The following is a 26,526-nucleotide window of genomic DNA, read 5'->3' as shown; positions in this document are numbered from 1 at the left end:
AATTTCTTCAACGGAGAGGTCGAGATGGCCATCAAACAAACGTGCGCGACCCTGCTGCTGGGCCTGATGGTCTCGAGTTCAGCCGGCGCAGCCAACTTCATCGTCCGCGAAAGCGGGCGCGTCCCCCAGGGCACAGCACAACCGGACCTGATCGCAGAGCGGATCGCTCAGCGCGAGGCATCCGTACCCGTTTCTGCGTCGGTGCCAGCACCGGCCCAATCGGGGTGGCAAGTGACTCCCGCTGATCAGAACGTGCGCATGCTGTTGACCCGCTGGGCCAGCGCGGCTGGCTGGTCGCTGGTCTGGAGCGCCGAGCGGGACATACCGCTGGTCGGCAGCGATCAGTTCCCGGGCGACTTCAAGTCCGCCGTCCGGGAGGTCCTGCGTGCCACAGACATGAGCGATGCCGCAGTGCAGCCGTGCTTCCACACCAACGCCGTGGTGCGCGTCATCCCGGCCACAGCCCTGTGTGATCGCGCCGAGTAAGCCGCGCCGCAAGGGACAGCCTGCCCACCAAGGATTGAAACCAATGAATATCACCTTCAAACTCGCCGCGTGCGCGGCTGCCGCCACCGCCCTGGCCGGCTGCGTTTCCCCGGAATTGACTCAGCGCGCGATGGGCGAGTATCAGAACGCCGCCAACAAGGCCGATACCAAGCGGGCCGAGATCAACCGCGCGATCGATGCCAATCGTGCTTACGTCGAGCAGGCACAAGAGGTCAACCGTCCTTACCTGGTCGGCAAATCGGTGCCGCTGGCCCGGGACGTCCGTCTGCCGCGCGCGTTGCAACGCGGCTTCAAGACGGCCGTGTTGTTCCCCACCGGCAGGGTGTCTCTCGCCGAGGCGGCGCAGCGCATCGGCCTGGTCACGGGTATCACCGTCAGCATCACGCCGGACGTCTACCTGGCGGCGCTGTCGCTCATGCCCAAGAGCGGCACGATGGATACGGGCGCGGCCAAGGTCGGTACGCTGGGCGCCCAGCCGATCCCGCCGGTGCCGTTGCCGTCGCCCACGGGCCTACCGCCGACGGCAGGCAGTGGCTTGCCGCCGGCACCGCTGCCGCTGCCCACACCGGGTGGCGGCGCAGGGATCGTTCAGCCCGACTCGCCTACCGACCTGGACTTCCCGCGGATGGAAGCGCCGTTGGCGCAGATCCTCGACAACATCGCGAGCCGGCTGCAGATCCAATGGAAGTACGACGATCAGGCCAATGCGATCAAGTTCTACCGCCTGGTCACCAAGAGCTGGAACCTGCCCGTTTCCCCGGCCACGAACTCCTATTCGACGGCGTTGTCGGGGCCGACCTACCAGAGCAACAACAGCAATGCGCTGACGACACAGCAGGCCGCCAACGCGGTGCGCAGCGAGGCGAGCGGCCTGAACGAGCTGACGTCCATCAAGGAAGCGGCCGACAGCGTGCTGACCCGGGTGGGCACGATCAATGCCAACCAGGCCACCGGCACCATCACGATCACCGATACGCAGGATGCGGTGGAGCGTGCTGACGCGATCATCAAGGAACAGATCAAGATTCTGTCCCGTATGGTCCTGTTGCGCGTCCAGACGGTGCAGATCACCACCACCGACACCGGGGAGAGCGGGGTGGACTGGAATGCCTTGCTGACCAAGGCCCTGGCGCACATCCCTGCCTTCAGCCTGTCGGCGGTCTCGCCGGCTTCGCTGGTGAGCAGCAATGCCGGCACGCTGGGGCTGAACATCATGTCGGGCGCGGGCAGCGGCACGCAGGCGATCATCCGCGCGCTGGCCGAGATCGGCCGGGTCCAGACCTCCACCGAGCTGCCGCTGTCGACGCGCAACCGCCACGCGATCAGCTACAACGTGCGCAACACGTTCTCCTACGTGAGCAACACCACGCCGGGGGTGGCCTCCATCTCTGGCGGAGGCTCCACCCCCGGTATCCAGACCGCGCAGGACTCCACCGGCCTGAAACTGGTGCTGTTCCCCAACGCCACCAACAAGGACAGCGTGATGCTGACCTTGTCGCTGGACCAGTCCGTGCTGCAGAGCCTGCAGACGTTCGTGTCTGGCAGCGGCAGCAGCGCCCAATCCGTGCAGTTGCCCAATGTGAACGGGGAGGGTTCGACGCAGGAGGTGCCGATCAAGAATGGGCAGACCCTCATCCTGACGGGCTTCGACCGCGTCAACTCGCAGTACGACCGCCGCACAATGGGCGACGGCGCGCCATTGGCCCTTGGCGGCTCGCTTACGCAGAGCCGCACCCGGACCACCACCATCGTGCTGGTGTCGGCGGTGATCCGCGACGCCGATATCTGAGCGCGGGGGCATCGTGATACTCACCATTGATGGGAAGTCGGTGGCCTTTGGCCTGCAGTGGCAAGTGCTGCTGCGGCAAGGCAGTGAAGAGGCGGTCGCGCGCAAGGCCGGCGCCACGATGCTGTGGGCGGACCGTGCCGGGCAATACGTTGGCCTGCTGCCCGCGAAGACCAAGCGCCCCGCGAAGCGGGCGACGGTCTACGCCGGCGCGCAGCTGATCCTGCGCGCGACGGGGGTGCAGAATCTGATGTACGTGTCGGAGATTCCCGGTCAGGACGGCTATGTTGCCGTGGGGATTCATCACCGGCGGCCACGCCAGGGCTTCGATCACGCCTTTCTGCGTGCCGCGGAGGTCAAGGCGCTGATCGATGAGTTCACCAAGATCTGTGGCAGCGAGCCATTCAGCCTGATCGGCGATGCACGCTTGGATGGCATCGAGACGCTGAGCCTGCTGGAACTGGCGCTGCTCGCGGATCCCAGCGCTGCCATGCGCCGGCCGAAACTGCGCGTCACGCCAATCCAGGGTGTCGCCTTGCTCGTCCTGCTCGGTGGCATCGGCGTCGGCTGGCAAACCTACAGCAAGTGGCGGGCAACGCAGCTCGCGGAAGAGGCGGTGCGGAAGACGCAGACCCCGGCGGAACAATATGCCCAAGCGCTCAGCGTGGTCAGCGCCTCGCCGCTGTTCCTCGCCACGGGTATCAATGACTACCTGGATTGGGTGAGGGGACTGCCGGTGTCGGTCGGCGGCTGGGGCGTGAAGTCGGTCGATTGCGAACCCAAGGACACCCCGCGCTTGGGCTGTGTGGTCCGGCTCGAACGCAACTTCTCCCAGGCGTCGAATGAGAGCTTCCTGGCAGCGGCCCCAGCCGAGTGGGCGAAGTCCGCAGCATTCGACCCAGACCAGCGCACGGTGCGGGTTTCGATCACGGCGCCCCTGGCTAGCACCAAGACGGTTGGGGACGTGCTCAAGCTCGCCCGATCGCGGGCCGAACTGACACAGGACTTTATCCCGACACTGCAAAAGATGGCCGTGCTGGGCACGGAACCGAAGATGGGCAACATCAAGCCCTTCCGGCTTCCTGATGGCGTTCCCGAAGATGCAGTGCCAGGTCTGTACCGGGAGGCGACGTGGACCGTGCAGTTGCCACTTCGCACTGCCGCGGTGCTGAAGACCTTCCCCGAGTATGCCTACCTCACCGCGCTGTCCCTCAACCTGGAGCGCAATGGCAAGGCTGGCACTGCCGAATCGTTCGCGACCGTCAAAGTGGCGGGCGCGGTTCTCACCAAGTAAGAAAAGGACCTGACCGTGAAGACGACCCAAATTATCACCGCGCTTGCCGCGGCCATGCTCTGCCAGGCGGCGACTGCCCAAACCGACGTCCCGACGGTGGGGGAAATTGAACGTCTGGAGAACAAGCTCACGATCAAGCGGCTCAACGACGAATTGCTCAAGCCAGGCGCGGGCGTGGCCGGCATCGCCACCCCGGGTGTGGCGGTGGCAGCGCCGGCAGGCGGCCCAGGTGTTCTCGCAGCGCCTGCGGTGGAAGCGAAGCCGTATGTGGCGGCTATCTACGGCGTGAGCAACGCGGACGGCACTATGGATTATCACGGACGCCTCAACTGGAACGGCCGCATCTATCCGATCCGCACCGGCGCGCGTGTTGCCGGTTACCAGGTACGGCGCCTGACGGCAGAAGGTGCGGTCCTCGCCCCAGTCGGGCAGCGCGGCAAGGGCGGACACACCGTCTGGGCTCCCACGATGTGATTCCAAAGGACCGACCGTGCTCAATCGATTGTTTGGGAGGAAGACGCCACAGGCGCCGCTCTCCGTTAGCCTGGCGCCGGCGACGCCGGCCGCTAGTCATGGCCGCCGCGCCAGCGCGGCGGCCGGCGGCTACCAGACGGCCCCGAAGCCGGTCGAACACATTGACGACCTGCCGCCGTTCACCAAGAAGCTGTACGAGGAGATCAACCTTCAGGCCTCATTCCGGCATTACATCTGCCCCGTTGAGACGGAGGCCAACCGCTTCGCGCTGATCCTGACCGAGAACATGATCAACTCGGACATCGCCAACGAGCTGATCAAGGCCCTTTCCTTCAAACGCGAGGCCGCAGAGCCGATCTACTACATCGCGTCGACCGTGGTGATGGTGGAGCTATGCCGCGATGGGGTGATGGAGAACAAGCCGAAGACGAAAGCGCTGGCCAGCGGACTGAATTCGCGCAACAGAAACTCCGCACTCTGGTCACAGTTTGAGAACATCGTCGGGTTCGCGGTCGAAACCAACGCCTCCGACTTGCACTTCGAGATTGAACGGCTGCAGGAGCGGTCCAAGGTGGGCTTCCGGGTCGACGGCAAGCTGATCCGCCCGCGGGAATTCGAGATCAAGACTGGCGACCTGCTGGATACGTCGGCGTATCTCTACAACATCCATAGCCGTTCTGGTTCGGAGAACGCCTTCAACGAGAACAAGCCGCAGGCCTGCCAGATCCGGGCGGATGTTGCCGACCACCGCCTGCTGTTTCGTTGGGCCTCCAACCAGTCCGCGAAGGGCACCAAGATCGTCATGCGGATGCTGACCCAGGACGAGGCCCAGTCGATTCGCACGCTCGAGGAGCTCGGCTACCTGCCCGACCAGATCGCGGCCTGGAAGCGTACCATCGGCCGCCTCGGCGGCGGTACGATCACCGCCGGTGTGGTCGGGTCGGGTAAGTCGACCACCGCCCAGACCATCATGACGATGTTGCCGTCGACCATGGCGAAGTACACCGTGGAGGATCCGGTCGAGTACATCATCCCGGACACCACCCAGTTCTCCGTGTCCCGGTCGATGAACGATACTGGCAACGACCCGTTTCTGGCGGTGAAGCGCCAGCTCAAGCGGATGGACCCGGATGCGGTCCTGATCGGTGAAATCCGGGACCATGAAAGCGCGGGACTCTTCCGAGATATCGCTGAATCCGGTCACCGCGCCTTCTCGACGGTGCACGCACCGAGCGCCATCGACACCATCACCATGCGCCTCACGTCCGATGAATTGGGCATCCCGCGCGACGTGATCGCGACACCTGGCTTCATGAACCTGCTGGTGTACCAGGCGCTGTTGCCGATCAACTGTCCCAAGTGCAAGGTTGACCATGTGCAGGCCAAGTGGATCAGCGAGGCGTATCTTGCCCGCATCGAGCGCGTGTTTGGTATCGACCGGAAGGTCCTGCGGTTCGCCAATCCAGAGGGCTGCCCGCATTGCCGCCGGGCCGGGCTGCCGGAATTGCATGGTGTCAAGGGCAGAACGGTCGTCGCCGAGATGATCGAGCTGGATCAGACCATGCTCAAGATGTTCCGGGAGCGGCAGAACCTGGAGCTGAAGGCCTACGTGCGCTCGCTCAACCGGTCCCGATTCTATGAGGAGGCCAGCACGGGCAAGACGGTGCTGGAAGTCTCGATGTTCAAGGTCTCCCGCGGCGAGATCGATCCGCGCGAGGTCGAATATAAGTTCGGCACCTTCGAGCAGTACGAAATGCAGCTCGCCTCCGAGACGGGCCTGCGCCGCGTGGCCTAGGCAGTTCCATCACGCACTAGAGACATCCAATGCCATTTTTTCGTAAGTCGTCATCGGACCCGGTTGCCAAGGTGCACTCGGTGGGCTTTACCACCAAGCACGAGTTCAGCAGCGAGCGCGGTGAATTCTACGTCGACCTCGCGCAGAGCATGCGCGCCATGCGTGGGGTGCCGATCACACAGTTCCTGGAGAACTATGCGAAGCGGTACCAGAAGCGTGCGATCGGCAAGATGGCCCAGTATTGGCTGATCCGTTTCGCGGAGACGGGCACCTTTACCGAATCGATTCGTGGCACTGTGCCCGACGAGGACCTGACGCTGCTGGCCGTGTCGGAGAATGCCGGCGACCTGGCTTCCGGCCTGCAGTCGTTGGGGGAAAACATCGTCGCGATGGCCAAGACCAAGCAGGAAATGATCATGACCATGGCCTCTGGCCTCGTCCTGATCGTGCTGCTGCACGTCTTCCTCGCCATTCAGGCATTCATGGTCATGCCGCAGCTCGAGAAGGCCATGACGGCGAATGCCGACCCGGCATCCATCGGCCTGCTGCCCAGCTTCCTGTTCGGCGCGGCGACGCTGATCCGCACCTGGTGGCCACTGGAGATCGCTGTCGTGTCCGCCGTCCTTGTCTGGATCTTCTGGTCGTTGCCGCGGTACACCGGGCCCGGCCGCGCGTGGCTGGACAATCATTTCTTGCCCTATGAGATGTACCGGGACTTCCAGGGCGCGGCCTTCTTTGTGGCGCTGGGCTCGGTCACCAAGCTGATCGGCTCGCAGATCATCCAGATCGCGGACGCGCTGCAGCGCATCCGGCAAAACTCGGTGAGTTGGCTGGCATGGCACATAGACCAGATCATGCGGAATATGGAGGAAGAGCCGACTTCCAAGGGCGCGCTGTTCAACACGGGCATTGTCAATGAGCGCAACTATTACCGCGTGGTGGATATCGCGGAATACGCGGAGCTGTCGACGATGCTCAACGAGGTCGGCGCGCTCATCATGACGACGGCCCCAGTCGAGATGCAGAAGAAGGCCGGCAAGTCCCGGTTCGCACTGATGCTCACGTGCGTGGTGCTGATGTTCGGACTCTATGGCTCGACGCTGTTCATGATCAACGACTTCAAGAACCAAGCGCAGATCAAGAGCCTGAAGCGCTAGGCAGACGCTTGGCTGGGAATCACGTCGGGGTGCCGCAAGGCACCCCGATTTGCTTTTGCGCGGGCACGCCGAATCAGGACGATTTTGCTAGCGCATTCGAGCCGAGATTGCGGGCACCGACAGGGAAACTGTGTCTCGAAGGCGGCGCATCGCGGCCTTACACCCAGGACCATTTCCGCTCAAGGAGCTACCTCGTATGCAAGCCTCAACGCTATCCCGCCGTCGCGCCGTTCATCGCGCAGAACTGCAGCGCCTTCGCGCCGCCGGTGCTTCCAAACTGACCCTGATGCGCGCGCAGGCCGGTTACAGCATGGTCGAAGTCGGCCTGGTACTGGTCATTGTCGCGCTCGCCCTGGTCGGTGTGATCCTGTATTTCTCCAGCAACAGCTCCGCCAGCCAAGCGACATCGCTGTCCGGCGACCTCACCAGTCTCATCGGCAAGGTCAAGCAAGGGTATCAGGGCAACTACGCCAACGTCACCAATGCGGCGCTCACATCAGGCGGCTTTTTCCGTGGCCTGGGTAGCATCAACGCGAGTGGTGCTACCCCAACGCTTGCGCTGGGTGGCGGCACGCTTACGGTGACCACGGGCACCGTCAATACGGCCGGCGACTCGGTGCAATATGCGCTGACGCAGATCCCCGATAGCGCCTGCCTGCCGCTGGTGTCCGCGCTGGCCAGCAGCGTCGCGTTCCTGTCGATCGCACCGAATGGCGGTACCGCTTCGGTCGTGAAGGCGGTCGGTGGCGTCGTCGACCCGTCGAAGATTGCCTGCTCGAACGACAAGAACACGCTGGTCATCAAGGCGCTGTAACCACCTGAGTCCGGCGCGCAATACTAGCGTCGGGCCGTCTGCAGTCTCCGGTGGCGCGGCCGTGAGCCGCGCCACAGTTCCACCAACGCGACATCCATCTTGCGATCATCCATGCCAAAGCTCCGAATCCATAGGGCCGCTCGCCGGCAGCGCCGCGATGGCGGCTTCCTGATGATCGAGATGGGGCTGTACCTCATTATCGCGGCCATGATCATTGCGACGGTGAAGCTGCCGGAGATGATCCGCGAGATCGAAGACAACCAAGCAATCGGTGCAGGCCAATATGCCACCACCATACGCACCGCCGTCAATCGCTACGTGGTGGGCAACAAGACTCAGGTCGTAGCCGGCGCGGTACCCGGGTTCGCGAATGCGCTCGCGCCAACAGTGCAGGAACTGATCGCCACGCAGTATTTGCCAACTGGCTTTGGCCTCCGGACGCCGCTCGGCCAGACCCTCAAGGTTCAGCTTGCCCTACAGGCATGCCCTGGAGCGAACTGCGAGGTGATGGGGCTTGCCTACTCGGCGCAGGCACTGAACGACGAGGCAGGGCGGCCGCGGATTCCGCTCCTGGCCGTGGCGAGCTCGACGATCGGCTCCGACGGCTATATCTCGTTCCCGGCGGCGCCGGCAGTGTTGACCGGGGCAGGGGGCAGCAGCACCGCGAATCCGGTCGCCGGCACACCAGCCGGGATCCTAGGCATTCGGGTCGGGTTCGGCAGCTACGGCTACGCGAATATCGCGTCAGACCTGATCGGGCCTTGCGTGAGCATCACGAGCTTTGACGGCCAGATTAAGGTTAAGTGCAACGGCAGTGTCACGGTCACGGACGGCACCAACACGTCGACGTTGAACGCGGCTGGGTTTTCCAATCCGACCGGGACCGTTCAATCGAAGGACGTGGCGACAACGGGGGAGAATTATCTTCGCGGCACGGCAACGGCCAACACCGCTTGCACCGTGCCAGGATCAACACGGACCAATGCCAACGGCACCGGCCTGGTGGTGTGCGGCAATGGCATCTGGCAGCCAGTCGGCACGGCCGTCGCCAATATCATCGCCGGCATGGCCTGCGGGACCAACGGGCAGATAGCAACCAGCGGCAGCAACGTTGGCTTCATCTGCCGAGGGGGGCAGTATCAGCTACTGACGACGGCATTCGGGGCGATGACGGTCACCCGCAAGATCGAGAACGTCACGGACGGCATGATCTTCGCCAAGGACAACTGCCCGGGTGGCACCCCGTGGGCGCTGTATACCGGGAAGCTACTACTCGTGAATGGGACGGGCCATGTTATGCCGACGATCGAGGGCAGCTACTATGCTGCGGTGGACAACGGGAACACGTGGTACGCGCAGGCTTCTGGAAGGTCCGCTAGCGGCTGGTATAGCGGCAATGACGTCGCTAACATGGGCGGACAACTGGTCGGTATCCTCACGACGGGGTGCGCCTATTGAGCGAGGGATGCTGATCGAGAAAAAGCCCCGCTGGCGGGGCTTTTTTTCAATCGGCTATGGGATGCTGTATCGAATAATCGAGATCTGCCCATCTGCAGCCTCAAAGACCTCGATAGCAGTGTTAACAAGGTCGTCGCAACCCCCCAGTTCCGTCAAGACGACACCAAACAAATCTCGCTGTCGGATCAGGTCCATCGGAAACTCAGAATTGAGGCAAACAAGTCCCGCGTGGATCTCCGCGCGCGCATGGATGCCGCTCGGTGGCCCGCCGGTAGGTCCTCGGAAATCCCGCGCATTGTGAGTCACCAATGTGTAGTCCTCGGCCAGAACGTGGCGCATCAGATCATGATCCTTGAGGCCCAGCCAGCCCCGGTTCCGCACGCAAGTGGTCTCAGGATGCCCAGCAGATAGCGCCATCGAAACCAGGTCCGGAGAGAGACATTCGTCTATGAGGAACTTAAAGCCCATTATCGTGAGCTTCCTGGACGTACGATCTTAGTGCTCTGAACTTTCCACGTTGGATTGGCATCTGCGAGTTTGCGAGGCCGGCCGCGCCTTGGATGGATTTGTTGATAGACCTCAGCGTCCTGAATCAAATCTGACGTTAGAAATGTGTAGGCCTCCCGAAGGCGGTCGTGGCTTAGTCCGGCAGCTTTGGAACTTGTCACAATGTCAATCGGCACTCGCGTGCCCGCAAATACAGGGACACCTCCCATGACAGCCGGGTCCTCCGTGATACTCCGGTTAGCCCGTTCGACGCTGGCGGCACGATCCAGACCTACGAGAATGAAGTCGGACAGCTCGATCGATCCAAATGAGAGTTTGACCTTCCAATCGAATGCGGAGAGCGGAAAATGCAACGCTAGAAAGATCTCAGAATCACCTCGGCTCAAAAGCCGATCCGTGAGAATCTCAAGCACTCTGCGGCGCAAGGACTTGCTGAGATCATCGCTAGTTTCGAAATAGAACTTTGCGAACGGTCCAACTATGCGGGCGAACTGACGCCCATCCTCGCGATCTACCAGATCGTGAGGCAACACGTCTTCGTCGACGGCCCGGTTGATCTCCTTGTCCGTAAGGCCCGCAATGAAGGCAACTTCAGACGAGGGGACCCAAGATGATGAGTGTCTCATGAGGTACCTATTAAATATTCCAGATATCCGGAATAATTATAGGGCATTTCGTCTGAGTGTCGGGCTCAGCGCGGGACATTTGCTCAGGTGCGCCCTTCGGGGCAGCGGGACGGCTGAGGCGGCTTGGTCTCTGGGACGGGCGCCGACGACGCCCGCGGGGCGGACTGCCTGCTCGGCGCCGGTCCTGGCAGGGGGACTATGCTGCTGTCGTGCAGACAGGCGTCGGCGGCCTCCGGCATCGCGGAAAGATCGAGCTGCGGCCTGGTGCCTGCGCAGGGATGCCTGACGGCCTCCCGCGGACGTCCTGGCGGACAAAGACGGTTGCCAGCTCGGGGGGGCAGTACCGGTGCCGCCGGTGGAGCAACCTTCGGGGCTGCGGGAAAGCGGGACGGTGCGGGACAGAGCGACATGGGGCTCGGCTGCTGGGACGGACGCTGGCGACGGCTGCCGGTGTAGGTCGGCAGCGGCATGTCGGCTGCTCTGCGCCCGCCATGAGGGCACGTGCTAGGCGGGCACATCCGGTACATGGTCGCAGCCGCGCAGAACCGGTGCTACCTCGTCCCAGCGATCCGCTCGCCTTGAGGCCAAAACAGCGGCCAGCGCTCGCGGGCCTGCCTAGCCGATTTCTCGCGCACGAGCTGACGTGCTAGTCGTGCTGCATTAGTTGCTCAAGTGCCTTCGCTTCCTGACGGCGCCGACGATCCTCTTGCTCAGCGATGACGCGCAAGGTCGCGTGTTTAAGCAGAGACCCATCAGTTAACACTGCGGCGAACGTTCTCAATTCCTCAAGGGAAATTCGGACCGGCTGGCATGTCGATTTTATGGCGGAAGGGCAACAAGGCACCATCGCACACGCAAGGAAAAAAGAGTCGCCGTCCTAGCTAGGATCGGCGACTTCACGGAGTGTGTCGACTAAGTCGGGGGGGCTTAACGACTGTTCCAGCATAGGGCTGTTCGAGAAGCTATCTAATCCCGCTTTGGGGGGATAAAACTGGCTTCGAAGCCTCCCTCAAAGCACGTCTCTCGCCTAGCGCCTTCTGGATCCATTGCTGCGGGCGTGGCCTCACTAGTGCGCAAAGCGCCGCACGTCCAACGCAATCCGTGCATATGAGGATACTAGAATGCGACGATCCAGCCCCGGTCCGTAAGCACAACAGGGAGAATCTCAGCGCGTTCGCCAGCAGCGCTCCCTTTGAGCTTGGGAAATGCGGCCTGAACGTCAGGCAAGTTGGACCATGGAGCGAGATCGACTTTCGCGGTGTAATGGACCAGCGCCCGCTGGGTACCAAGGACAGTCTCAGGGCCTTCCCATCTCGTGACATTTAGGAGACTTCTTTTGCCGTAACATAGATCACCATCGGCGGCGTCCGCCATTCCTTGGCCGCGCGAGCCGGTGCGGAAAAATGGCTTCGCTGCTGGAGTTGGTTTATAGCGACGCATCTTCTGGAGGTAAGGACTCCGGCCATCGGAACTGCGAAGGTCCACCGTCTCCTCTGAATAGGCCACAAGCCCGGCTGCGGCCAGAGCGTCCATCTTCGTTACCGGGCTACCAGGCCGGCGCCAGGCGCTGTCGGTGAAATCTTCTGTCTTGATGTCCAGCGGCCACTTGTTCAATCCGAGGCAGAGCTCTCCATTTTCCGCTAAATACGTGCTGATGGCTGTGCCGAAATTCTGGGAGTTCGCGGTGGACTTACCGCAAGCTGTTACTGTGATCGCCAGGATAAATCCGACAATAGCCGTGATAGTTTGCTTACTCATCCGTTGGCGCGGGAGACCTCGGCTGTAGGGCCAGGGAGGGGTAGCGCACGACGCGTGGCGTCGCCCCAGTGCCCGCTCTCCTTTGTAGATGGCGCTACGCTGGTTACGAGAAACGGCCCGCCGAAGCGGGCCATCCAGAACTTGCTTTAGGGATAGGTCTTAAAGGACCAACTCTTACTGATCGGCACGCCGTCGCGCGCGCCGCTGAACGTCGCGGTGTAGGTGACTGCAGAGCCAAGCGGGGTCAGGGGGATGAAAAACGCAACCCCAGGGTTCAGCCCGCTGTCGGTCACGGCTGACCCAACCGATGCCGACTTCGCGTTCGGAGCTATCAGAATTCGACCGGGGACCGAAGCCCCGTTCCCATCCACAAGCGTGAACGACCCGACACTCAGCACGTCCGAGATGAGATCTGCGCGAACCCGGACCATAATTGGATGGCCGGGATTGGCGATGTCCGGTGCAGGTTGCGGCGTTTCACCGCCCAGCGCACGATCAATGGTCTCTCCGTCCAGTGGCGAATAGGCAATGGCAGTTGCTGACATCTGTTGACCGCCTCCCACTGGAGTGCCGCTGTTCGTCGACACTCCAGTTTGTCCGGTGAATGTGCCAAGCTCAATCACGCAAGCGGTTTTGAAACCAAGTCCAACTGACTCAGCATTGCTAGTTAGTGATTGCAGGTGATAGACACTGTTCGTTAGACCGATGATGCATGAAGCTGCAGAACCACCGCCGCCGATATCCTCCGCTACCCAAGTGGATGCGGGGACGCCTGCCTTCGTTGCGCGGTCACGAGGATTCGCACCGGTGTAGCCGGGCTTTAGCGGATCTTCGGCATGTGCCAGCAAGATACCGTTCATATTGATATAGTCGGAGTGGGCTTGGGCCGCGATGTCGAGGAGCGGATCCTGCGCGAGCGCCCCGACACCCATCTGCACTCGGTAGTTATTGAGCAACGCGAACAGCTTGGAGCGTTCATCAGTGGCGGCATACGTCGGAGCAGGGACGCTCGTGGCCGGAGAAACTGACGTGGGCACTGCCGGCGTAACAGGGGTTGTAGGTGTTGTGGGCGTGGTAGGGGAACTGGTCGACGGCTGAGTATTGACGGCTTCACTACCACCACCACCGCACCCCGACAGCGCAGCAACGATGGACAAAATGAGGATTGTCTTTTGCATGATTGATTGACCTTTCCGATGGGTTGGTGCTTTGAAGCACAACCTCAATTTATCGCGAACATTTGTCCGTGCAACTCTAGCATGCACCGATTCGACGACCACACTTTGAGGCATAGCATCCCCCGTAAGTGGGGAAGAATGGTTGCACACTTCCGTAGCAATCGAATCCGCTATTCTTCTGTAGTTCTTTCACGCGCGATGCGTGGGCCGGATGTACCCATACTGCGATAGAGCCGTCTCCCACATTCTTGTGGGGAGAGATCCGGCGGGACAACCAGAGAACATTCGGTGAGGAATCTCCATGTCGCGACCCCTAATACTTGCCGCTGCCGCGGCGCTTGCCTGCCTCAGGCCCGCCTGGGCGGAACTCATTACTCTTCCAGAGGTGCCGATCACAGTTGCAGATTGCAAGCCCGGCTACGAATGGAGGACAGTCGGAGGAGTGGCTCGATGCACACCAAAGATTACTGACACCTGCCAAAACCACGGCTACTGGCCCACCGACCAAGGCGGCGGCTCCGCATACGTCCCTGGTGTTGGCACCTGCTATAACGATAAGCCGCCGCCGGTGTACGTGCCGCCACCACCGCCACCACCGGCGTGCTACTACTCGGGCACCCAGTTCATTAGTATCGTCGGGTGGGCTTCGGACTTCTCCTCGGAGCCGGCTTCGGTAACCGTGCGATACGCGTGGGGTGGCGACCAAATTGTCATTGCGACGATAGCCGGGCGAGCGGATTGGCCCAACTACCCGCAACTCTCCCCGGGCGGATCGATGTATAACGCAATGGTGTCGGTGATGGCTGCGCGAGGATTCCGTCCGGGCGGTGTCGCGACCCAATGGGGCGCATGGAACGATGGAGGACCCTACGCGTCGGCCTGGGGCGGCGTGACCTATCAGATTTGTCCAAACTGATGGGCGCCAGGCCAAGACGTCCCGCTCTCCTTTGGTTGAAGCTGGTCGCGTCGCTTCTCCTCGTTGCGGCCGGGCCGGCCCAAGCCTTTTGTTTCGACGAGGCCGCCGCGCGGTATGGCGTCAACCCATATGTTCTGCGCGGCATAGCCTTTGTCGAATCCGGCTTTCGCGCGGACAGCGTTAGCCGCAACTCGGATGGCTCAATAGACTACGGTGCGATGCAGATAAACAGCGTGCACCTGCCGGAGCTGCGGCGTTTCGGCATCGCGCCGCCGCAACTCATGGTGCCCTGCACGAACGTGATGGTCGCGGCCTATCTATATAGGAAGAAGATCGACCGCTACGGCAACTCTTGGCTGGCCGTCGGCGCCTACCATTCGGAGACGCCGGAGTACCGAGACGCCTACTGGCCGAAGGTTAAGGCCGCGGTCGACGGCTGGGTTGGGGCGGTGCGCTAAGTCCAGGCGCGCAAGCTTGGTACTCGCTTAGCCGCCAAAGGGCTGCCCGTCCGCCGCGCCCGTTTCCGTGAGTGCTCGTGCCTCGCATGCCGCCAGCAGCGCGGGATACTTCTCAGGGATCGCATCGAGGAAGCGGAGGCGCAACGCCTTCCGTGCTTCTCGAATCCCAACGTGCCAATGATAGAGATCGATTTCGTACTCGAATATGCGCATCCTGCGCATCAGCGCCTCCACGGCAGCCTCCTCGTCCGATAGCAGGTACGACCGGCCGATAAGCAGCTGCTCCATCTCGACGACGGGTACTTCGATGGCCGTCTGCTCGGACACCTCCATGATTTGCGCGCGCTTGCGCTCGAGCGCTGGAATGACATTGGCGGCGCGCTGGCGGGCTGCTTCCTTGGCCTGGGCGAATGCATCCGATGCCTCAACCTGCAGGACGCGGTAGCGCCCGTAGAGGAGGGAGGGGCGGCCCGAGCTGGTCTCGCTCAGGCGATATGCCTCGTCGGCGGCACCAAGGAGGCGCTGGATAAGCGACTTGTTCCAGCCGCGCTCAAGAAGCTGTGCAACCGTGTAGTAGTGATCGAGCGGAGGGATGGGAGGGAATGGAGATGGCATCCGGATAGTCTATGCGGAACCGCGCGCAGCACTGAGGCCGAAAGGTGTGGTAAACGCGGCTGCTCTCAGCCTGGCACCGGCGAGTTTGGAAGCAATTCCGGCAAATGGATGGCCAATTATTTGCCGGAATTCGCCAACGAGATAGAGCATTCGGGGCTAGCCGAGAGAGCATAATCGGCCAAAATGGTCCCGATTTTTCGCCACAAGTTGTTAATTTCTCTTTATAAATCAATGGCTTGATCGGCCACGAATTTGCCCGCGCGGGCAAATTCGAGCGGGCCGCGGAGCCAACCGCGCGATTCGGTGGAGTGCGGCTTCGAGGAGCACGCCAATGTGGTCGGCGCGATCACCATCCAATTCGGCCTGTCGCGTAGCGACACCTAGGCGGCGCCGTCCGACGATGTTGAATTCCGGTAAAGAGCTAGCTAAATATTTTCCAGAATTCCCATTTCTGCCAATAAAAACAACGACTTAGAGAGGCCAGAAGTGTTCACGGTGAACAGCGGAATGGGGCGGGGAAGCGATCCCGCCCCTGAGTGCGGGGGGCGGGCCGGACAAGCCGATAGAGTCTCGCCTAAGAGGAGACGCCCCAGCAGTAATAGCCGCGCGCATTCGCCATGATCGGGTTCGAGACCTTCCGGATGTCGGCGGCCGGAAAGCGCTTGCGAAGCGCTTCCTCGAACAGACCCAGACCGCCCCCGGTGAGAAGCACGTTGTCGAACGCAGACGACTTAACCCGGTTCATGAAGCGGTCAACCATCTCCTCGACGAGTTCCTTGGCTCGCGCATGGAATGGCTGCATATCGACATTGCCCAGACCCACCAAGGACAACTGCTGGCGTGACAGGCACAGCTCGGCGGTCCGATAATCAATGTAGGTTCCCAGCGCCTTGGTCATGTGATCGGCGAGCGAGTAGACGATCGATGTCACGCCACCTGAAATGGCGCCGGATTCATCGTAGACCGGTTTAGTCCCTCGCGACGCATACCAGTCGAATGTTCGTGCGCCTGGATCGATCGTAAGGTTGTTGCGGTCATCCTCAATCTCGCGTCTGCGGTCTTGTCCTTCGTCCACAGCCCAGGCGACCAGGCTGCCGACGGGTTGCGGCAGGATGCTCACTTCCTCGATCCGGACCGACACCTCCCGTCCATACGTACCCTGGAGCGGAGCGGGGACTGGAACGGAAAGTGCCTTGTGCTGATATTGCTCCTGCAGCTGGTCGCGATGGAGCTTGAAGGTAGAGATCGGCAGGCCGAGGATTAGAACCGGGATGGTTCGACGGAGGATACCGGTCTTCAAAAACATGTAGTGCAGGCCGCCGATTACCTGGGCTTTGTATTCAGGGCGGCTGCAATAGTCGTCGGCGATCATCGGCTCCAGGGCATGCAGGTGCGTGTCTGGGCCGACTAGGTAGTATTGGCCGTCGACAGTGACGCGCACCTCGTCCAGGCTGTGCTCTTTGCGGTGCAGACGATGGGCGTCGGCCGTTGAGCCAGTGCCTTCCGGTTTGGTGCGCGCTGGGTACACCAGCTCGCCATCGCCCCAACACTGCTTGAGGTTCCCGAAGCCAACATCCATTCCTACCGCGAATCGGGCGGCGTTGTGACTCGACATAAAGCTGCTCCTTAGAAATCGTGCTTCCCGATTTTGGACTCGCCTTGGCGCTGCGCAACTGGCGAATACGCCGTCGAAACGGTGCCGTATTGAGCTTTCTCCAGCATCTCGAAGGCCCGAATGAGAAGCGACTTCGCATATTGCGCGCGCTGGCGGCTCCCAGCATGGCTTGGATACTGTTTTAGCCTTTTATGCAAGGGGCCGTCGTCGGGATTTATGCAAATCTCTACGTAAATCGAATCGGTTTTTCTCATGCTTTCGCCTTGTTCGGGAAATGCTCGTAGCATGCTTAAAAAATAAGCAAAAATGGGGTGGCTTATTAAGTACAAAAAGCTATAAAATTAATCAATTCCGTAGCATGTTCGTAGCAATATTTTTTTCTATCGGAGCTTTGAAGTCAAAAGCAAATACTCATCGAAAAACAGCTGCTCTCTAGGTCCACAGAGGAGCTGAAATGCGAGACTATTGCGGTATGCCCTGGCGGTAGTGGGCTCAAGAATTCAACGGTGCCGTCCGTAACGGCAGGAACTCAATCTCCAAGCTCGCCGAGCGCTCCGATGGAGTCGCTGCAGCTTGCCCAATAGCCAGTCGCCTTTTGGTTGCCACGCTTGCGTGTCCGCTTCCTACGGTGACTGGCTTCTTTTCGTTCGCTGGTGCGCCTAGGGTTGCCAATACTGAGGACACCGGACACGCGATCCCGCTTGGCTTAGCGGTCTGTTTTAGCAAATGCGTCTGGATGAGACACAGTTTCTCCGGACACGGACACGCCTAACGGCACACCCAATACACACACATCCCGATCGCCTGGAGGGCGGGGACACTGGTCACGAAGCCCGATGCAATGCGGCTGGATGAGCAGGTCATACGGGGTGGCCGCATGGGAATCACCCAGCGGTTCAGCCGACAACACAGGCCCAAGGCAGCCTGCACAGAATGCCCATCAGAATCCACGGTCGGCGGTAGGGCGCGTGGGAGCGGTGACGGAGACGTTGCTGCGACGGTCGGGTTGCGTTGCTCCACGCGCTTGGCTCATCGGCGGAATCGCTAAAGGACGGAGCTGTTTGGGTTTAACGCAGCGCGAATGCGATCCGAATTACGGACGCATTTGGTTGTGGCGTCGCCAGAATTTCGTTGTATAAATACTGTATGGCGCACCTATTCGGGCGCGCTAGGCGGGCGTAGTGGAGATATGCGCTCCTAGAGGATCGGGAACGGAGGTTTGTATGGACGAAGGGGTTTTTGACGCTCCGAAATGAGGGGAGGCCAAGAAGGCCAGTGGACGTTGTTCAATTTCTCTATGGGGAGCAAACTGTCCGCTCGCTTATCGACAAGGATGGTCAAGCGTGGGTGTCTGCGTTGGACGTCTGCAAAGTCCTCGGCTACTCCAATCCACATGCTGCAGTGTCCGCGCACTGTGAAGACGCGGGGGGACTCGCGAAGCACGAGGTGCCCACTACCAGCGGAATCCAGGCTCTGAACTTTATCAACGAGAGCAATCTTTACATGCTGATTTTCGCCAGCAAGCTGCCAGCTGCCAAGGAATTCCGGCTTTGGGTGACGCGCGAAGTCCTACCTGCCCTTCGGACGCGCGGTGTGTATACGTTGAACGAAGGAAAAGCGCCCCCGCCGCTCCCCGCCGCTAGCCCAGATTTGGAAGAGGCGCTGTCCGATCTGAGCAAGCTGCCGATTCAGTTGTCATTCGCCCGCCAGGATGCAATTCGGTACCGGCTGCAATCGGAGGAGAAGGATCTGCGAATCGCCGAGCTGGAGCACGAGGTAAAAGTGCTCGAGCACCTCGCCAAGTGGCAGGAAAGCACGCGGAAGCTGCGGCATGCGCAGATGAAGCAGGCCGCTGAGCTTCGCGATAAGGGAAATACAGCGGGGCAAATCGGGCACCTGCTAGGCATCGAGGCGGCTAAGGTCGACATCCTGGTGAGCGGTTGGAAAGCCCTCGTGGCGCTCCAACTTGCCAACCAGCCGGCTTAGGAGCGCCTGGTTCAGATGGGACAGCTACCTGAAGAGCAAACATCCAACGCGTCAGAGGAAGCGTGGAGTGAGCCAGTAGGCCGTCTTCCGTTCGGGAGGCAGGGCGCGACGGTGCGCGGGTTCACCGACCCGCAGGGGCATCAGTGGTACTGCGCGATCGACGCCGCTAACGCCCTCAGTCTGACGAATTTTCGGGCGACGATCACACGCATTTGTCGCGAGCCTGGGGGCATCGGCCATCGGATTACTGAGAGCGGCGGCAAGCGTGAGCCTCTCATGTATCTCAGCGAAGGCAATTTGCGCAGGCTAATTGCGCGGTGCAAGAAGGTTGAGGCTGATGCATATCTGGACTGGGTGCTTGACGACCTAGTTCCGTCCCGGCGCGGACCAGAGGCGCAAGGCTTGGCGGTGCGGGAGAGCGAACTCGGGGGCGTCGAGCGTCCCCGAGTAGCCGCCGACGTATGCATGGCCATTGTGCGTCATGAGAACAATTCGCTAGCGACGGGGGAGGGGCAAATCAGTGCTGATCCTGGCGACGCTCAGTTTCTTTCTCTACCACTCGGCAGCGCTGGTGCCGTTGTACGGGGTTTCCGGGATACCGAAGGCCGTCGTTGGTATTGCGCGTCAGATGTTGGGAACTGTCTCGGAATGCAGAACAGCAGAGCGATGGTGGCCCATCATTGCCTTCCAGATGCGGGAATTGTTCGCAAGGAGATCCAGACCAATAGTGGCGGGCGAGCACTCGTCTTTCTCAGCGAGTACAACCTTCGCCGGCTGATTGTCAGGGCCTGCAAGCCAGAGGCGGAGGCTTTCTTCGACTGGGCGCTGGGTCAATTGGCGCCTGACGGGGAGGAGCCTCGGCGGCCAGAGCCTAGGCCCGCGCCTATTCCGGAGCCAGATCCAGCGCCGCCCTCCAAGGCCTGGGGCGTGGGCATGACGGCGTACGAGCGAGAAAGACACTGGGAAGGCGTCCAGCTTGCGCCAAGGCCGGGGCGGCAATCGCAAGAGCCGCGTCCGTCAAGTTCAATCCGGCACTGCGAGTTCTAAATGTCACGTACTCGATTCCGCTTTGGCAGGGATGCCGCCCCGCCCACGCCCTCGATTTCGGCACGAATCGCTGCCGTGCGGGCTGGCAGGCCGGCATCAAGCGTCTGGGCCAGGTGTCCTGGGGTGGCGAGGTCTCGTCGTGAAGCCTGACGCTCGGCGTGCGGCGGACGATGCGTCCTCGACCTACGCCGGTGCGGCCAGCCTGCCGGATTCCGCCAGCTCTAGCGAGGTCGAGCGCCATGCTGGGGTTTCTGCCGAGGCGGGCAGTTCGACGGCGCCGGCGCGAATGGAGACTGGGATGGGGATGAGCAGTAGGCCCGTGCTGACGCAGTTGCGAAGAAACAGAGGAGGATCGATGGCGGGGCGGTCGCTCCGGGAAGAGGGCTGAGCCGTGATCACCATCGACTACGCAGCGATCACAGAGCGATCAGGCTTGCCACCATCATTCATCGACGCTTTCAAGCTGCTCGCTGCGGGACATTTGAAGAAGATTCGCAGCCCAAATCGGTTGAGCGACAAGCCGGTGTCGTTCGAGACCCAGTATCGGCGTGTCATCAACCTGCTGGCCTCGTTCCGGGAGTTGCGGGAAGACGGCTACAAGTTGACCAGTCCGTGGAACCTGAAGCAGAAGCACATCGAGCACCTTGTGCGCAAATGGGTGCTGGAGCTGAAGCAGGCGCCCGGGACGGTGGAGAACAAGCTGACGTACTTGCGCACGATTGCCGCCTGGATGGGCAAGCACAACCTGGTCGGTAAGCTTGACGACTACATTGAGCGTCCTGACGACTACCGACGCACGTACTTTGCTGAGGTTGAGAAGACGTGGGACGCCAGTGGGGTAGATGTCGATGGGGTATTGCGGAAGATCGAGCAGTCCGACCGGCACGTCGCGACGCAATTGAGACTTCAGGCCGCCTTCGGCCTTCGCAAAAAGGAGTCCTTCCTGCTGAAGCCGCATCGAGTAACGGCAGATGGGCAGTTGCGGGTGGACGATGGAACGAAAGCAAAGCGGCCACGCAAGGTGCAGCTCGAGACCGAGGCGCAGTACAAGCTGCTCGAAGATGCATGTCGGATGGCCAATAGCATGAGCGGCACCACGATTCCTATCGAGTACAGCCTAGACCAGTGGCGCAATCACTATGACTACGTCTTGAGGGTCCACGGGGTGACAAAGCGCGAGCTGGAGATCACCTCGCACGGCTTACGGCACCAATATCTCAACGGCTTGTACCACCGGGTGACCGGGGAATTTTCCGCGATCCAAGGGGGAACGAAGCCTTTGGACGCCCTGCACCGTGAGGGGATGAAGCGGGTTGTTGAGGCCGCCGGCCACTCCAGGGAATCCAAGAGCAACGCTTACCTGGGCAAGCATGCGCCGGCGCGCCGGCAACCGCCGTCACGAGAGGAGGTCAGGGCTGCGCTGGATAGCTGCTGCCAAGAGAAGAAAGCGGCGGCGGCGAAGCTTGGGATCTCGCGGCAAGCGTTGTACCGCATCTTGGCGAAGGCCCCGAACGATCGATAACTCGCCGGCGACGGACCGTCGCTGGCCAACTTGGAGAAGGAAATGCACGAGGACCGCGAATACTCGGCCGCAGAGATTGCCGGAATCCTGGCAAGAGGTATCGGCGTCGAGGCGCTGGAGCATTGGCCATTGACGCCGTTGCCGGACTATGTCATTGGCGTTGCGAGGGCCGAGGTAGCCCTCGAAGGCGGCGACGACTTTGGGCAACTGGAAGACGCGCTTCGCCCGCGGCGCGCGCTGCGGACCGAATGGGGCGTGCTGGTCGTGGATCATTTCCGCGACTGAGACGAGTACACCGTGGCGATTCTCGGCTATCTAAAAGCCGACCCCTATCTGGAGTTGCCTCATCTGAGGAAGGAGGGAGAAACGGTCGGGATCTATCTGAGTGACCTGATTCTCGACGAGCTGCTGAAGTCTGCCAGTCAGGACCTATTAGCCGATGGGATCGACTGGGCGGACAACGACGATACAGGACAGGTCTTTTGTCTGATTGGCGTCGACGAACCGGGCTATCCACTTGCGTTCGGCCGTTGGCTCCAGGCCGCGGGGATCGAGAGACTGGCGGACGCCTGCCAGAAACCGGACTACCTGCGCAAGGTCGATTGGTCTTCGGGCTTGCCAATTTCGCAGATGCAAGTCAATTGAGCTCTTCCAGGCGGCCGCACTACCAACGCTGGTCGCCGCTTCTGTCGCACGCGCGCTTGTGGGAGATACACCGTGCAAGTTTGGCAATCTATCGTAGCCGCGGCCGCCATAGCGGCGGTGTGTGTCGTCGCCGGCGCCGGCCAGGCAGACGAAGACATACGCGGGCTGGACGCGGACGCCAATGGGATCCGCGACGACGTCGACGCTTGGATTGCCGGGCAGCGCTTTTCGGCGCCACAGCGTCTTGCTGCACAGCAGCTCGCGCGTGCTCTGCAGGCAACGCTCCTGCTTGATCCGCGGAATGCTCGCGCGGTGCTGGATGCTGCCGAAGCCGCCAATCACGGCGTTAGAGTAAGTGCGTGATAGCGCGGGGAACGACTTCCGAGGCCGGCTCCCGAACGGTGCTCGATATCGAGGCGATCACAGCGAACAGCGCGCCCCGAAAGCGAGCCTATCGCGCATACAACGCCAAGCTAAACGGGACGGTTTCCAGATCCCCCGAAGGCGACGGCTGCGAAGTGTAGCGTCTCAGCTGGCCTGTTGGCAGTCGCTATCTGACTCCGAAGCGGGCGGAGGTGTGAAGACCTGCCTCATGTGCGATATCAACTGCATGCGAGTCCGCGCGCCACGCCGTTCCAGGATCGCCGAAACGTGTTCCTTGACGGTGTTCTCCGTCAATCCCAGGCGCTGTGCGATCGCCTTGTTGGATAGCCCGTCGAGCAAATGGCGCAATACGGTACCCTGGCGGCTCGTGAGGCCGAGCTCCTCCGGCTTGATTGGGGTGCTGCTGAGTGCGGCGCCGGCGGGTTGATCATGTGCCGCCGCGTTGGCGGCATTGCCGGCATGCACCTCATGCGCGCGGAATGGCTTCATCCCCGATAGCAGCTGAGTTCGTGAGCGTGCGCCAAGGCGCTGCAAGATGGCAGAGACATGTTCCTTGACGGTGTTTACCGTCAGGCCTAAGCGGCGCGCGATGAGCTTATTTGGCAGCCCTTCAAGCAAGTGGGTGAGCACGTCCTGTTGACGCTCAGTGAGGCCTTGCCTAGCGGGTGTGACTGGAGTGGTGGGCGTGCTTTGTGTCTCGACGTCAGGCCACACCGTTGTGGGGGGTGCACCGGACTGGTCGATGTGGAGGGGGATGCGCTGCAGAACGACGGTGTCGAAGAAGCAGGCCTTCTCCGCGAGAGGAACACGCTCAACGGGTATTCCCATGTTCGCGCTCAAGAATGTGTTGCTAGCGCGGCCAAGTTCCTGTTGCCACACTCCCCGATATCCGTGGAACGCTAGCTTATAGCTGCGGCTGTCGCTGTAACTGCTTGCCGTCAGAATGTCGTGAAACTGACCCGTCATGCTTTCCCTGCCTAGTTATGCCGGTCTATCAACTCCCGCCGGCATCATTTCCAAAAGTGAAATCCGCTGCACCAACGCCGCATTGCGATCGCGCCGCAGACTGCGTTGGCTTGAGCGTCGCGATGACTTTACACCCCGGCTTCTCGATGAAGAAGAAACGATAGAAGAGTAGGGAGAGGTTCGAATGTCCACGTCCCGCAGGTTTGTGACAGACGGGGCACAAAGCGAAAACCAGATAGCCCTGTTGCTCGGAATGGCTAATGCGGCGCTTGCACCGCAGACGAGTGCGTAGAGGGCCTCCTGCACGCGTGTTTTTGAGCCTCTGGCGGCATGTGACGGGAGTTCCTGAGATCGCGCGAGATGGGCATTGGACGGCCCGAACTCCGGTCAATCAAGATGCCACCAAGATGTATGGCTATTACAACAAAATCTCCCGATTCGCGATCTCTGAGAAAAGGTCTGGCGTGTACATGCGGGCCGAACCAACAGCACCGCCTTCGCGTTGCCCGCGGCGAGCCAGCAGATCTGCATACCTCGCATTGACGGCATCCGGCGTCACATGCCGCGCGTCGATGCCGACCAGGCTGGACACGCGCCGGCGCACCCGGGCGATCAGGCTTGCCTCGGCGTGAGTCGGTACCGACGTCGGCCATCCTGCCGTATACTTGAGGTGGCCGGGCAGCATGGCTTCCATCGCTTGGCGCTCCGTAGCCGCCACCTTCGCCAGCTCAATGCGCTCGCGAATCTCTGCCGGCAGCAGGCTGGGAGCCACGATCGGCCGAGATCGGCATGAACCAGCACGCGGGGGCCGGCGTGGCCAATTTGGTCCAGATAGCGTGCGGTGGCAATGGCGCAGGCACGCCGCTGACACCTATAGCGACGACGCAGTCGTTGGCGAGGAGGGCGCGAACCTCCGGCGTTGCGGCGACCGGCGAATCGACCGCGCTGGACCTCGATTGCATCGCCGGCGCGACGAGCGAGCGGCCTTGCATAAACTGGATAGGGCGCCACGGGTCCATTCTCTTTTTCGCTCCTGCGCTATGGCCACGGCGCAATGCCGAGGCTCTTTGGCTAGGATACGGACCGTTTAGCCGATGCAACCCGGCATATTGCCCGGGGCTCAGGCAGGGGCGCCAACTCCGGGCAAGGAATGCTCAGCGAATTCCCGCGACCGTGCGGCCGATTGCTAGCAATCGAGCCTCTGGGGTGAGCTGGGTATTGCGCAAGGCGAGCAATACGAAGCCGATGGCCTCGGAGTAGTCTCGGACCAATGCCTTTAGCATGTCCAGGTCCTCGTTCGGTGCCATCAGCTTCGGACCGATATCGAGAAAGATCCGCCCGGCGTCCCAATCGATCCCCGGATGGATGTCCAGGACGGGCTTAAAGGGCGTGCCACCTATCGTGGCAAAGCCAGGGTCGTAAGTGACCGCAAGGATGCTGTCGCGCCGGTCGTTCGCGTGGAGATGCTCGAGCTTGCGGATTGCCTCCGCAAGTGGAAGTGGTTGGCGGTCTGTCCGTGCAGTCATGGCAGTTCTCCTGTTGGATTCTTCGATTCTTCGGGTCGGCGTGGCCAACCTACGATACCGACCAGTTGGCGGATGCAAGTGCCGGTTGCAAGCCGAAGCCAGAGCAGCCTCGAAAGAGCTCGGCCGCGCCGCGCAGATACTCCAGCATCCATTCGGTCACCAGCCACCGACGCCCCAGCCTCTCCGCCGCCAGCCCCGTTCGGACCGTGCCGCCAAACGGATCCACTACCAGGTCGCCCGGCTCCGTGAGGAAGCGCACGAAGAAATCCGGGATGTCCGTCGGTTGCATCGCGCCATGGATTGGAAGGTCGAGTTCTTTCGCACGCTTCCTATATAGCTGGGTATCCGCGCAGGCGTGGCCACGCTCGATGACGTTGCGCGGCAATTTCCCCGCTGTATCGCCGGCAAAGGCGCCTGGCCGCAGCCGATAGGCGCCATCGCCATAGATGGCGGTTCGCGCCTCGCCGCCAGCGGCGATCAGCTTCCTATGCCGTTCGGTATGTGCCTGTAGCACGCGGCGGTTGTCTGAGCGTACCCGGGCGGGATCATTCGTGAGCCAATAGACCAACTCGTGCGCGCTGCTTAGCTGGACGCGGTTGACGCAAGCCCACCAGGTTGGGCCAGGCGGCTTGCTGTAGTTGACCCACGGAATGCGGTCCATGAGAGAGAGGCCGAGCCGATCATGCAGCGCCAGCAGCAACCGCTCGGCATAGAGGGATCGCGCTGGACTTCTTGCCAGGTGGACGTCGTTCCCGATGTTGATCACGATGCTGCCGCCCGGTACTAGCTCGCGGACGATAGGCTCCAGCGCCTCGCAGAGAAAGTCGACATACTGCGCTTCGTTCGGGTTGCCGTAGGCTCGCGCCTGGCGGAGCGGGTAGGGCGGCGACGTAACGCAGAGCGAGATCGGCTCTCCCAGGCGCGGAAAAACGTCCCGTGAGCGGGCCCAGACCGCTACACCGAGATCCGTGCTGAAGGCGACTAGCCGAACACCGGCGCTGGCCTTGTGCAGCTTCTGCCGTGCATTCTCGCTCAGTCGCCAAAGGCCGCGTTCGCCTTCAACCCGCTCGATGATGCCCAACTGCCTCATGGTGATCTGGTGCCAGCGGATTTTGCGCGTAGCGGGACTGTGCATCGCGGCGGCGGCGCCTATCGGGACCCGGCGCTCAATGTCCAATCGGAGTTCCGGGCGCTGTGCGAGCTGGCGATAGAGGCTGCGGTTCTCGAGAGAGCCATCAGCGGAATCCGCATAGGCCTCGGCGATCGCACCGAAGAGATCGAGTTGGCGTGGAGGTGGTGCCATAGCGGGCATCCTTGTGTGAATGGATGCCTATTCTCGAATCCCGAATGACCAGCGCAACCATGCGCCGGTCCAATGTGCGAGGGCTGTGCAATCGCGAGCGACAAAAAAAGAGGGTGTAGGCAATGAAAACCTACACCCATCGGGAACGGCGAGGGGTCAACTCGCAATGCCGATTATGGGCGACGACAC

At 61.5% G+C, this 26,526-nt stretch carries 26 protein-coding genes; 15 read left to right on the top strand and 11 right to left on the bottom strand.

The window, feature by feature from the left end:
* The first annotated feature begins 24 nt into the window (after window positions 1-24).
* The 8 genes from AC1DS6_RS22385 (at window position 25) to AC1DS6_RS22350 (ending at window position 9,285) form a co-directional block, all read left to right on the top strand.
* Window positions 25-486 (top strand): toxin co-regulated pilus biosynthesis Q family protein, encoded by a 462-nt coding sequence (locus tag AC1DS6_RS22385; protein WP_477103133.1) that lies wholly within the window; start codon window positions 25-27, stop codon window positions 484-486.
* A gap of 43 nt (window positions 487-529) precedes the next feature.
* Window positions 530-2,296, top strand: a complete 1,767-nt coding sequence (locus AC1DS6_RS22380) for a type II secretion system protein GspD (protein WP_477103132.1) — start codon at window positions 530-532, stop codon at window positions 2,294-2,296.
* A gap of 13 nt (window positions 2,297-2,309) precedes the next feature.
* Window positions 2,310-3,587 carry a hypothetical protein gene (locus AC1DS6_RS22375; RefSeq protein WP_477103131.1) on the top strand — a complete coding sequence of 426 codons (1,278 nt, stop codon included), beginning with the start codon at window positions 2,310-2,312 and terminating at the stop codon, window positions 3,585-3,587.
* Between the two features lie 15 nt (window positions 3,588-3,602).
* Window positions 3,603-4,061, top strand: a complete 459-nt coding sequence (locus tag AC1DS6_RS22370) for a hypothetical protein (RefSeq protein ID WP_477103130.1) — start codon at window positions 3,603-3,605, stop codon at window positions 4,059-4,061.
* A gap of 16 nt (window positions 4,062-4,077) precedes the next feature.
* Window positions 4,078-5,856, top strand: coding sequence for a GspE/PulE family protein (locus AC1DS6_RS22365; RefSeq protein WP_477103129.1), 1,779 nt, complete (start codon window positions 4,078-4,080; stop codon window positions 5,854-5,856).
* A 29-nt stretch (window positions 5,857-5,885) separates the two neighbouring features.
* Window positions 5,886-7,013, top strand: coding sequence for a type II secretion system F family protein (locus AC1DS6_RS22360; RefSeq protein WP_477103128.1), 1,128 nt, complete (start codon window positions 5,886-5,888; stop codon window positions 7,011-7,013).
* A 196-nt stretch (window positions 7,014-7,209) separates the two neighbouring features.
* The gene (locus tag AC1DS6_RS22355; RefSeq protein ID WP_477103127.1) at window positions 7,210-7,827 is read left to right on the top strand and encodes a type II secretion system protein; all 618 of its coding nucleotides are present in this window, start codon (window positions 7,210-7,212) and stop codon (window positions 7,825-7,827) included.
* A gap of 111 nt (window positions 7,828-7,938) precedes the next feature.
* A complete protein-coding gene (locus AC1DS6_RS22350) occupies window positions 7,939-9,285 on the top strand; it encodes a shufflon system plasmid conjugative transfer pilus tip adhesin PilV (protein WP_477103126.1) in 1,347 nt (448 codons plus the stop codon).
* Window positions 9,286-9,339: 54 nt separating this feature from the next.
* Here the strand turns inward: AC1DS6_RS22350 and AC1DS6_RS22345 are convergent, their stop codons facing one another.
* The 4 genes from AC1DS6_RS22345 to AC1DS6_RS22330 form a co-directional block, all read right to left on the bottom strand.
* Entirely contained in the window at window positions 9,340-9,753 is a 414-nt protein-coding gene (locus tag AC1DS6_RS22345; protein ID WP_477103125.1) for a DUF5615 family PIN-like protein, read from the bottom strand.
* Window positions 9,753-10,418: a DUF433 domain-containing protein gene (locus tag AC1DS6_RS22340; protein WP_477103124.1), complete on the bottom strand. Its 666-nt coding sequence runs from the start codon at window positions 10,416-10,418 to the stop codon at window positions 9,753-9,755. Before AC1DS6_RS22340 ends, AC1DS6_RS22345 begins: the two co-directional genes overlap by 1 nt.
* 1,116 nt (window positions 10,419-11,534) lie before the next feature.
* The gene (locus tag AC1DS6_RS22335) at window positions 11,535-12,176 is read right to left on the bottom strand and encodes a hypothetical protein (protein ID WP_477103123.1); all 642 of its coding nucleotides are present in this window, start codon (window positions 12,174-12,176) and stop codon (window positions 11,535-11,537) included.
* A gap of 146 nt (window positions 12,177-12,322) precedes the next feature.
* A complete protein-coding gene (locus tag AC1DS6_RS22330; RefSeq protein WP_477103122.1) occupies window positions 12,323-13,354 on the bottom strand; it encodes a CAP domain-containing protein in 1,032 nt (343 codons plus the stop codon).
* A gap of 951 nt (window positions 13,355-14,305) precedes the next feature.
* Between AC1DS6_RS22330 and AC1DS6_RS22325 the strand changes: the two genes are divergently transcribed.
* On the top strand, window positions 14,306-14,728 hold the full coding sequence (locus AC1DS6_RS22325; RefSeq protein ID WP_477103121.1) for a lytic transglycosylase domain-containing protein: 423 nt from the start codon (window positions 14,306-14,308) through the stop codon (window positions 14,726-14,728).
* 27 nt (window positions 14,729-14,755) lie between these two features.
* Here the strand turns inward: AC1DS6_RS22325 and AC1DS6_RS22320 are convergent, their stop codons facing one another.
* The 3 genes from AC1DS6_RS22320 to AC1DS6_RS22310 form a co-directional block, all read right to left on the bottom strand.
* The gene (locus AC1DS6_RS22320) at window positions 14,756-15,343 is read right to left on the bottom strand and encodes a hypothetical protein (RefSeq protein WP_477103120.1); all 588 of its coding nucleotides are present in this window, start codon (window positions 15,341-15,343) and stop codon (window positions 14,756-14,758) included.
* A 574-nt stretch (window positions 15,344-15,917) separates the two neighbouring features.
* On the bottom strand, window positions 15,918-16,958 hold the full coding sequence (locus AC1DS6_RS22315) for a ParM/StbA family protein (RefSeq protein ID WP_477103119.1): 1,041 nt from the start codon (window positions 16,956-16,958) through the stop codon (window positions 15,918-15,920).
* 11 nt (window positions 16,959-16,969) lie between these two features.
* Window positions 16,970-17,212 (bottom strand): hypothetical protein, encoded by a 243-nt coding sequence (locus tag AC1DS6_RS22310; protein ID WP_477103118.1) that lies wholly within the window; start codon window positions 17,210-17,212, stop codon window positions 16,970-16,972.
* A gap of 1,021 nt (window positions 17,213-18,233) precedes the next feature.
* Between AC1DS6_RS22310 and AC1DS6_RS22305 the strand changes: the two genes are divergently transcribed.
* The 6 genes from AC1DS6_RS22305 to AC1DS6_RS22280 all read left to right on the top strand — a co-directional run bounded on the left by AC1DS6_RS22305 (window position 18,234) and on the right by AC1DS6_RS22280 (window position 22,521).
* On the top strand, window positions 18,234-18,944 hold the full coding sequence (locus AC1DS6_RS22305) for a BRO-N domain-containing protein (RefSeq protein WP_477103117.1): 711 nt from the start codon (window positions 18,234-18,236) through the stop codon (window positions 18,942-18,944).
* 15 nt (window positions 18,945-18,959) lie between these two features.
* The gene (locus AC1DS6_RS22300; RefSeq protein WP_477103116.1) at window positions 18,960-19,991 is read left to right on the top strand and encodes a BRO-N domain-containing protein; all 1,032 of its coding nucleotides are present in this window, start codon (window positions 18,960-18,962) and stop codon (window positions 19,989-19,991) included.
* Window positions 19,992-20,382: 391 nt separating this feature from the next.
* The gene (locus AC1DS6_RS22295; RefSeq protein ID WP_477103115.1) at window positions 20,383-21,513 is read left to right on the top strand and encodes an integrase domain-containing protein; all 1,131 of its coding nucleotides are present in this window, start codon (window positions 20,383-20,385) and stop codon (window positions 21,511-21,513) included.
* A 42-nt stretch (window positions 21,514-21,555) separates the two neighbouring features.
* On the top strand, window positions 21,556-21,798 hold the full coding sequence (locus AC1DS6_RS22290; protein WP_477103114.1) for a hypothetical protein: 243 nt from the start codon (window positions 21,556-21,558) through the stop codon (window positions 21,796-21,798).
* Window positions 21,799-21,810: 12 nt separating this feature from the next.
* Entirely contained in the window at window positions 21,811-22,158 is a 348-nt protein-coding gene (locus AC1DS6_RS22285; RefSeq protein WP_477103113.1) for a hypothetical protein, read from the top strand.
* A gap of 72 nt (window positions 22,159-22,230) precedes the next feature.
* The gene (locus AC1DS6_RS22280; RefSeq protein ID WP_477103112.1) at window positions 22,231-22,521 is read left to right on the top strand and encodes a hypothetical protein; all 291 of its coding nucleotides are present in this window, start codon (window positions 22,231-22,233) and stop codon (window positions 22,519-22,521) included.
* 165 nt (window positions 22,522-22,686) lie between these two features.
* Here AC1DS6_RS22280 and AC1DS6_RS22275 read toward each other — a convergent pair whose 3' ends face one another.
* The 4 genes from AC1DS6_RS22275 to AC1DS6_RS22260 form a co-directional block, all read right to left on the bottom strand.
* Window positions 22,687-23,508 carry a response regulator transcription factor gene (locus AC1DS6_RS22275; RefSeq protein WP_477103111.1) on the bottom strand — a complete coding sequence of 274 codons (822 nt, stop codon included), beginning with the start codon at window positions 23,506-23,508 and terminating at the stop codon, window positions 22,687-22,689.
* Window positions 23,509-23,926: 418 nt separating this feature from the next.
* Window positions 23,927-24,202 (bottom strand): hypothetical protein, encoded by a 276-nt coding sequence (locus AC1DS6_RS22270; protein WP_477103110.1) that lies wholly within the window; start codon window positions 24,200-24,202, stop codon window positions 23,927-23,929.
* A 460-nt stretch (window positions 24,203-24,662) separates the two neighbouring features.
* Complete coding sequence (locus AC1DS6_RS22265) at window positions 24,663-25,034, bottom strand: hypothetical protein (RefSeq protein WP_477103109.1); 372 nt, start codon at window positions 25,032-25,034, stop codon at window positions 24,663-24,665.
* Between the two features lie 49 nt (window positions 25,035-25,083).
* Entirely contained in the window at window positions 25,084-26,337 is a 1,254-nt protein-coding gene (locus tag AC1DS6_RS22260) for a DNA-methyltransferase (protein WP_477103108.1), read from the bottom strand.
* Between the last annotated feature and the right edge of the window lie 189 nt (window positions 26,338-26,526).

This window comes from Cupriavidus sp. 05L310, from assembly GCF_056398185.1.
The sequence above is the reverse complement of the archived record's forward strand: the minus strand, read 5'-3'. Positions and strand labels throughout refer to the sequence as shown.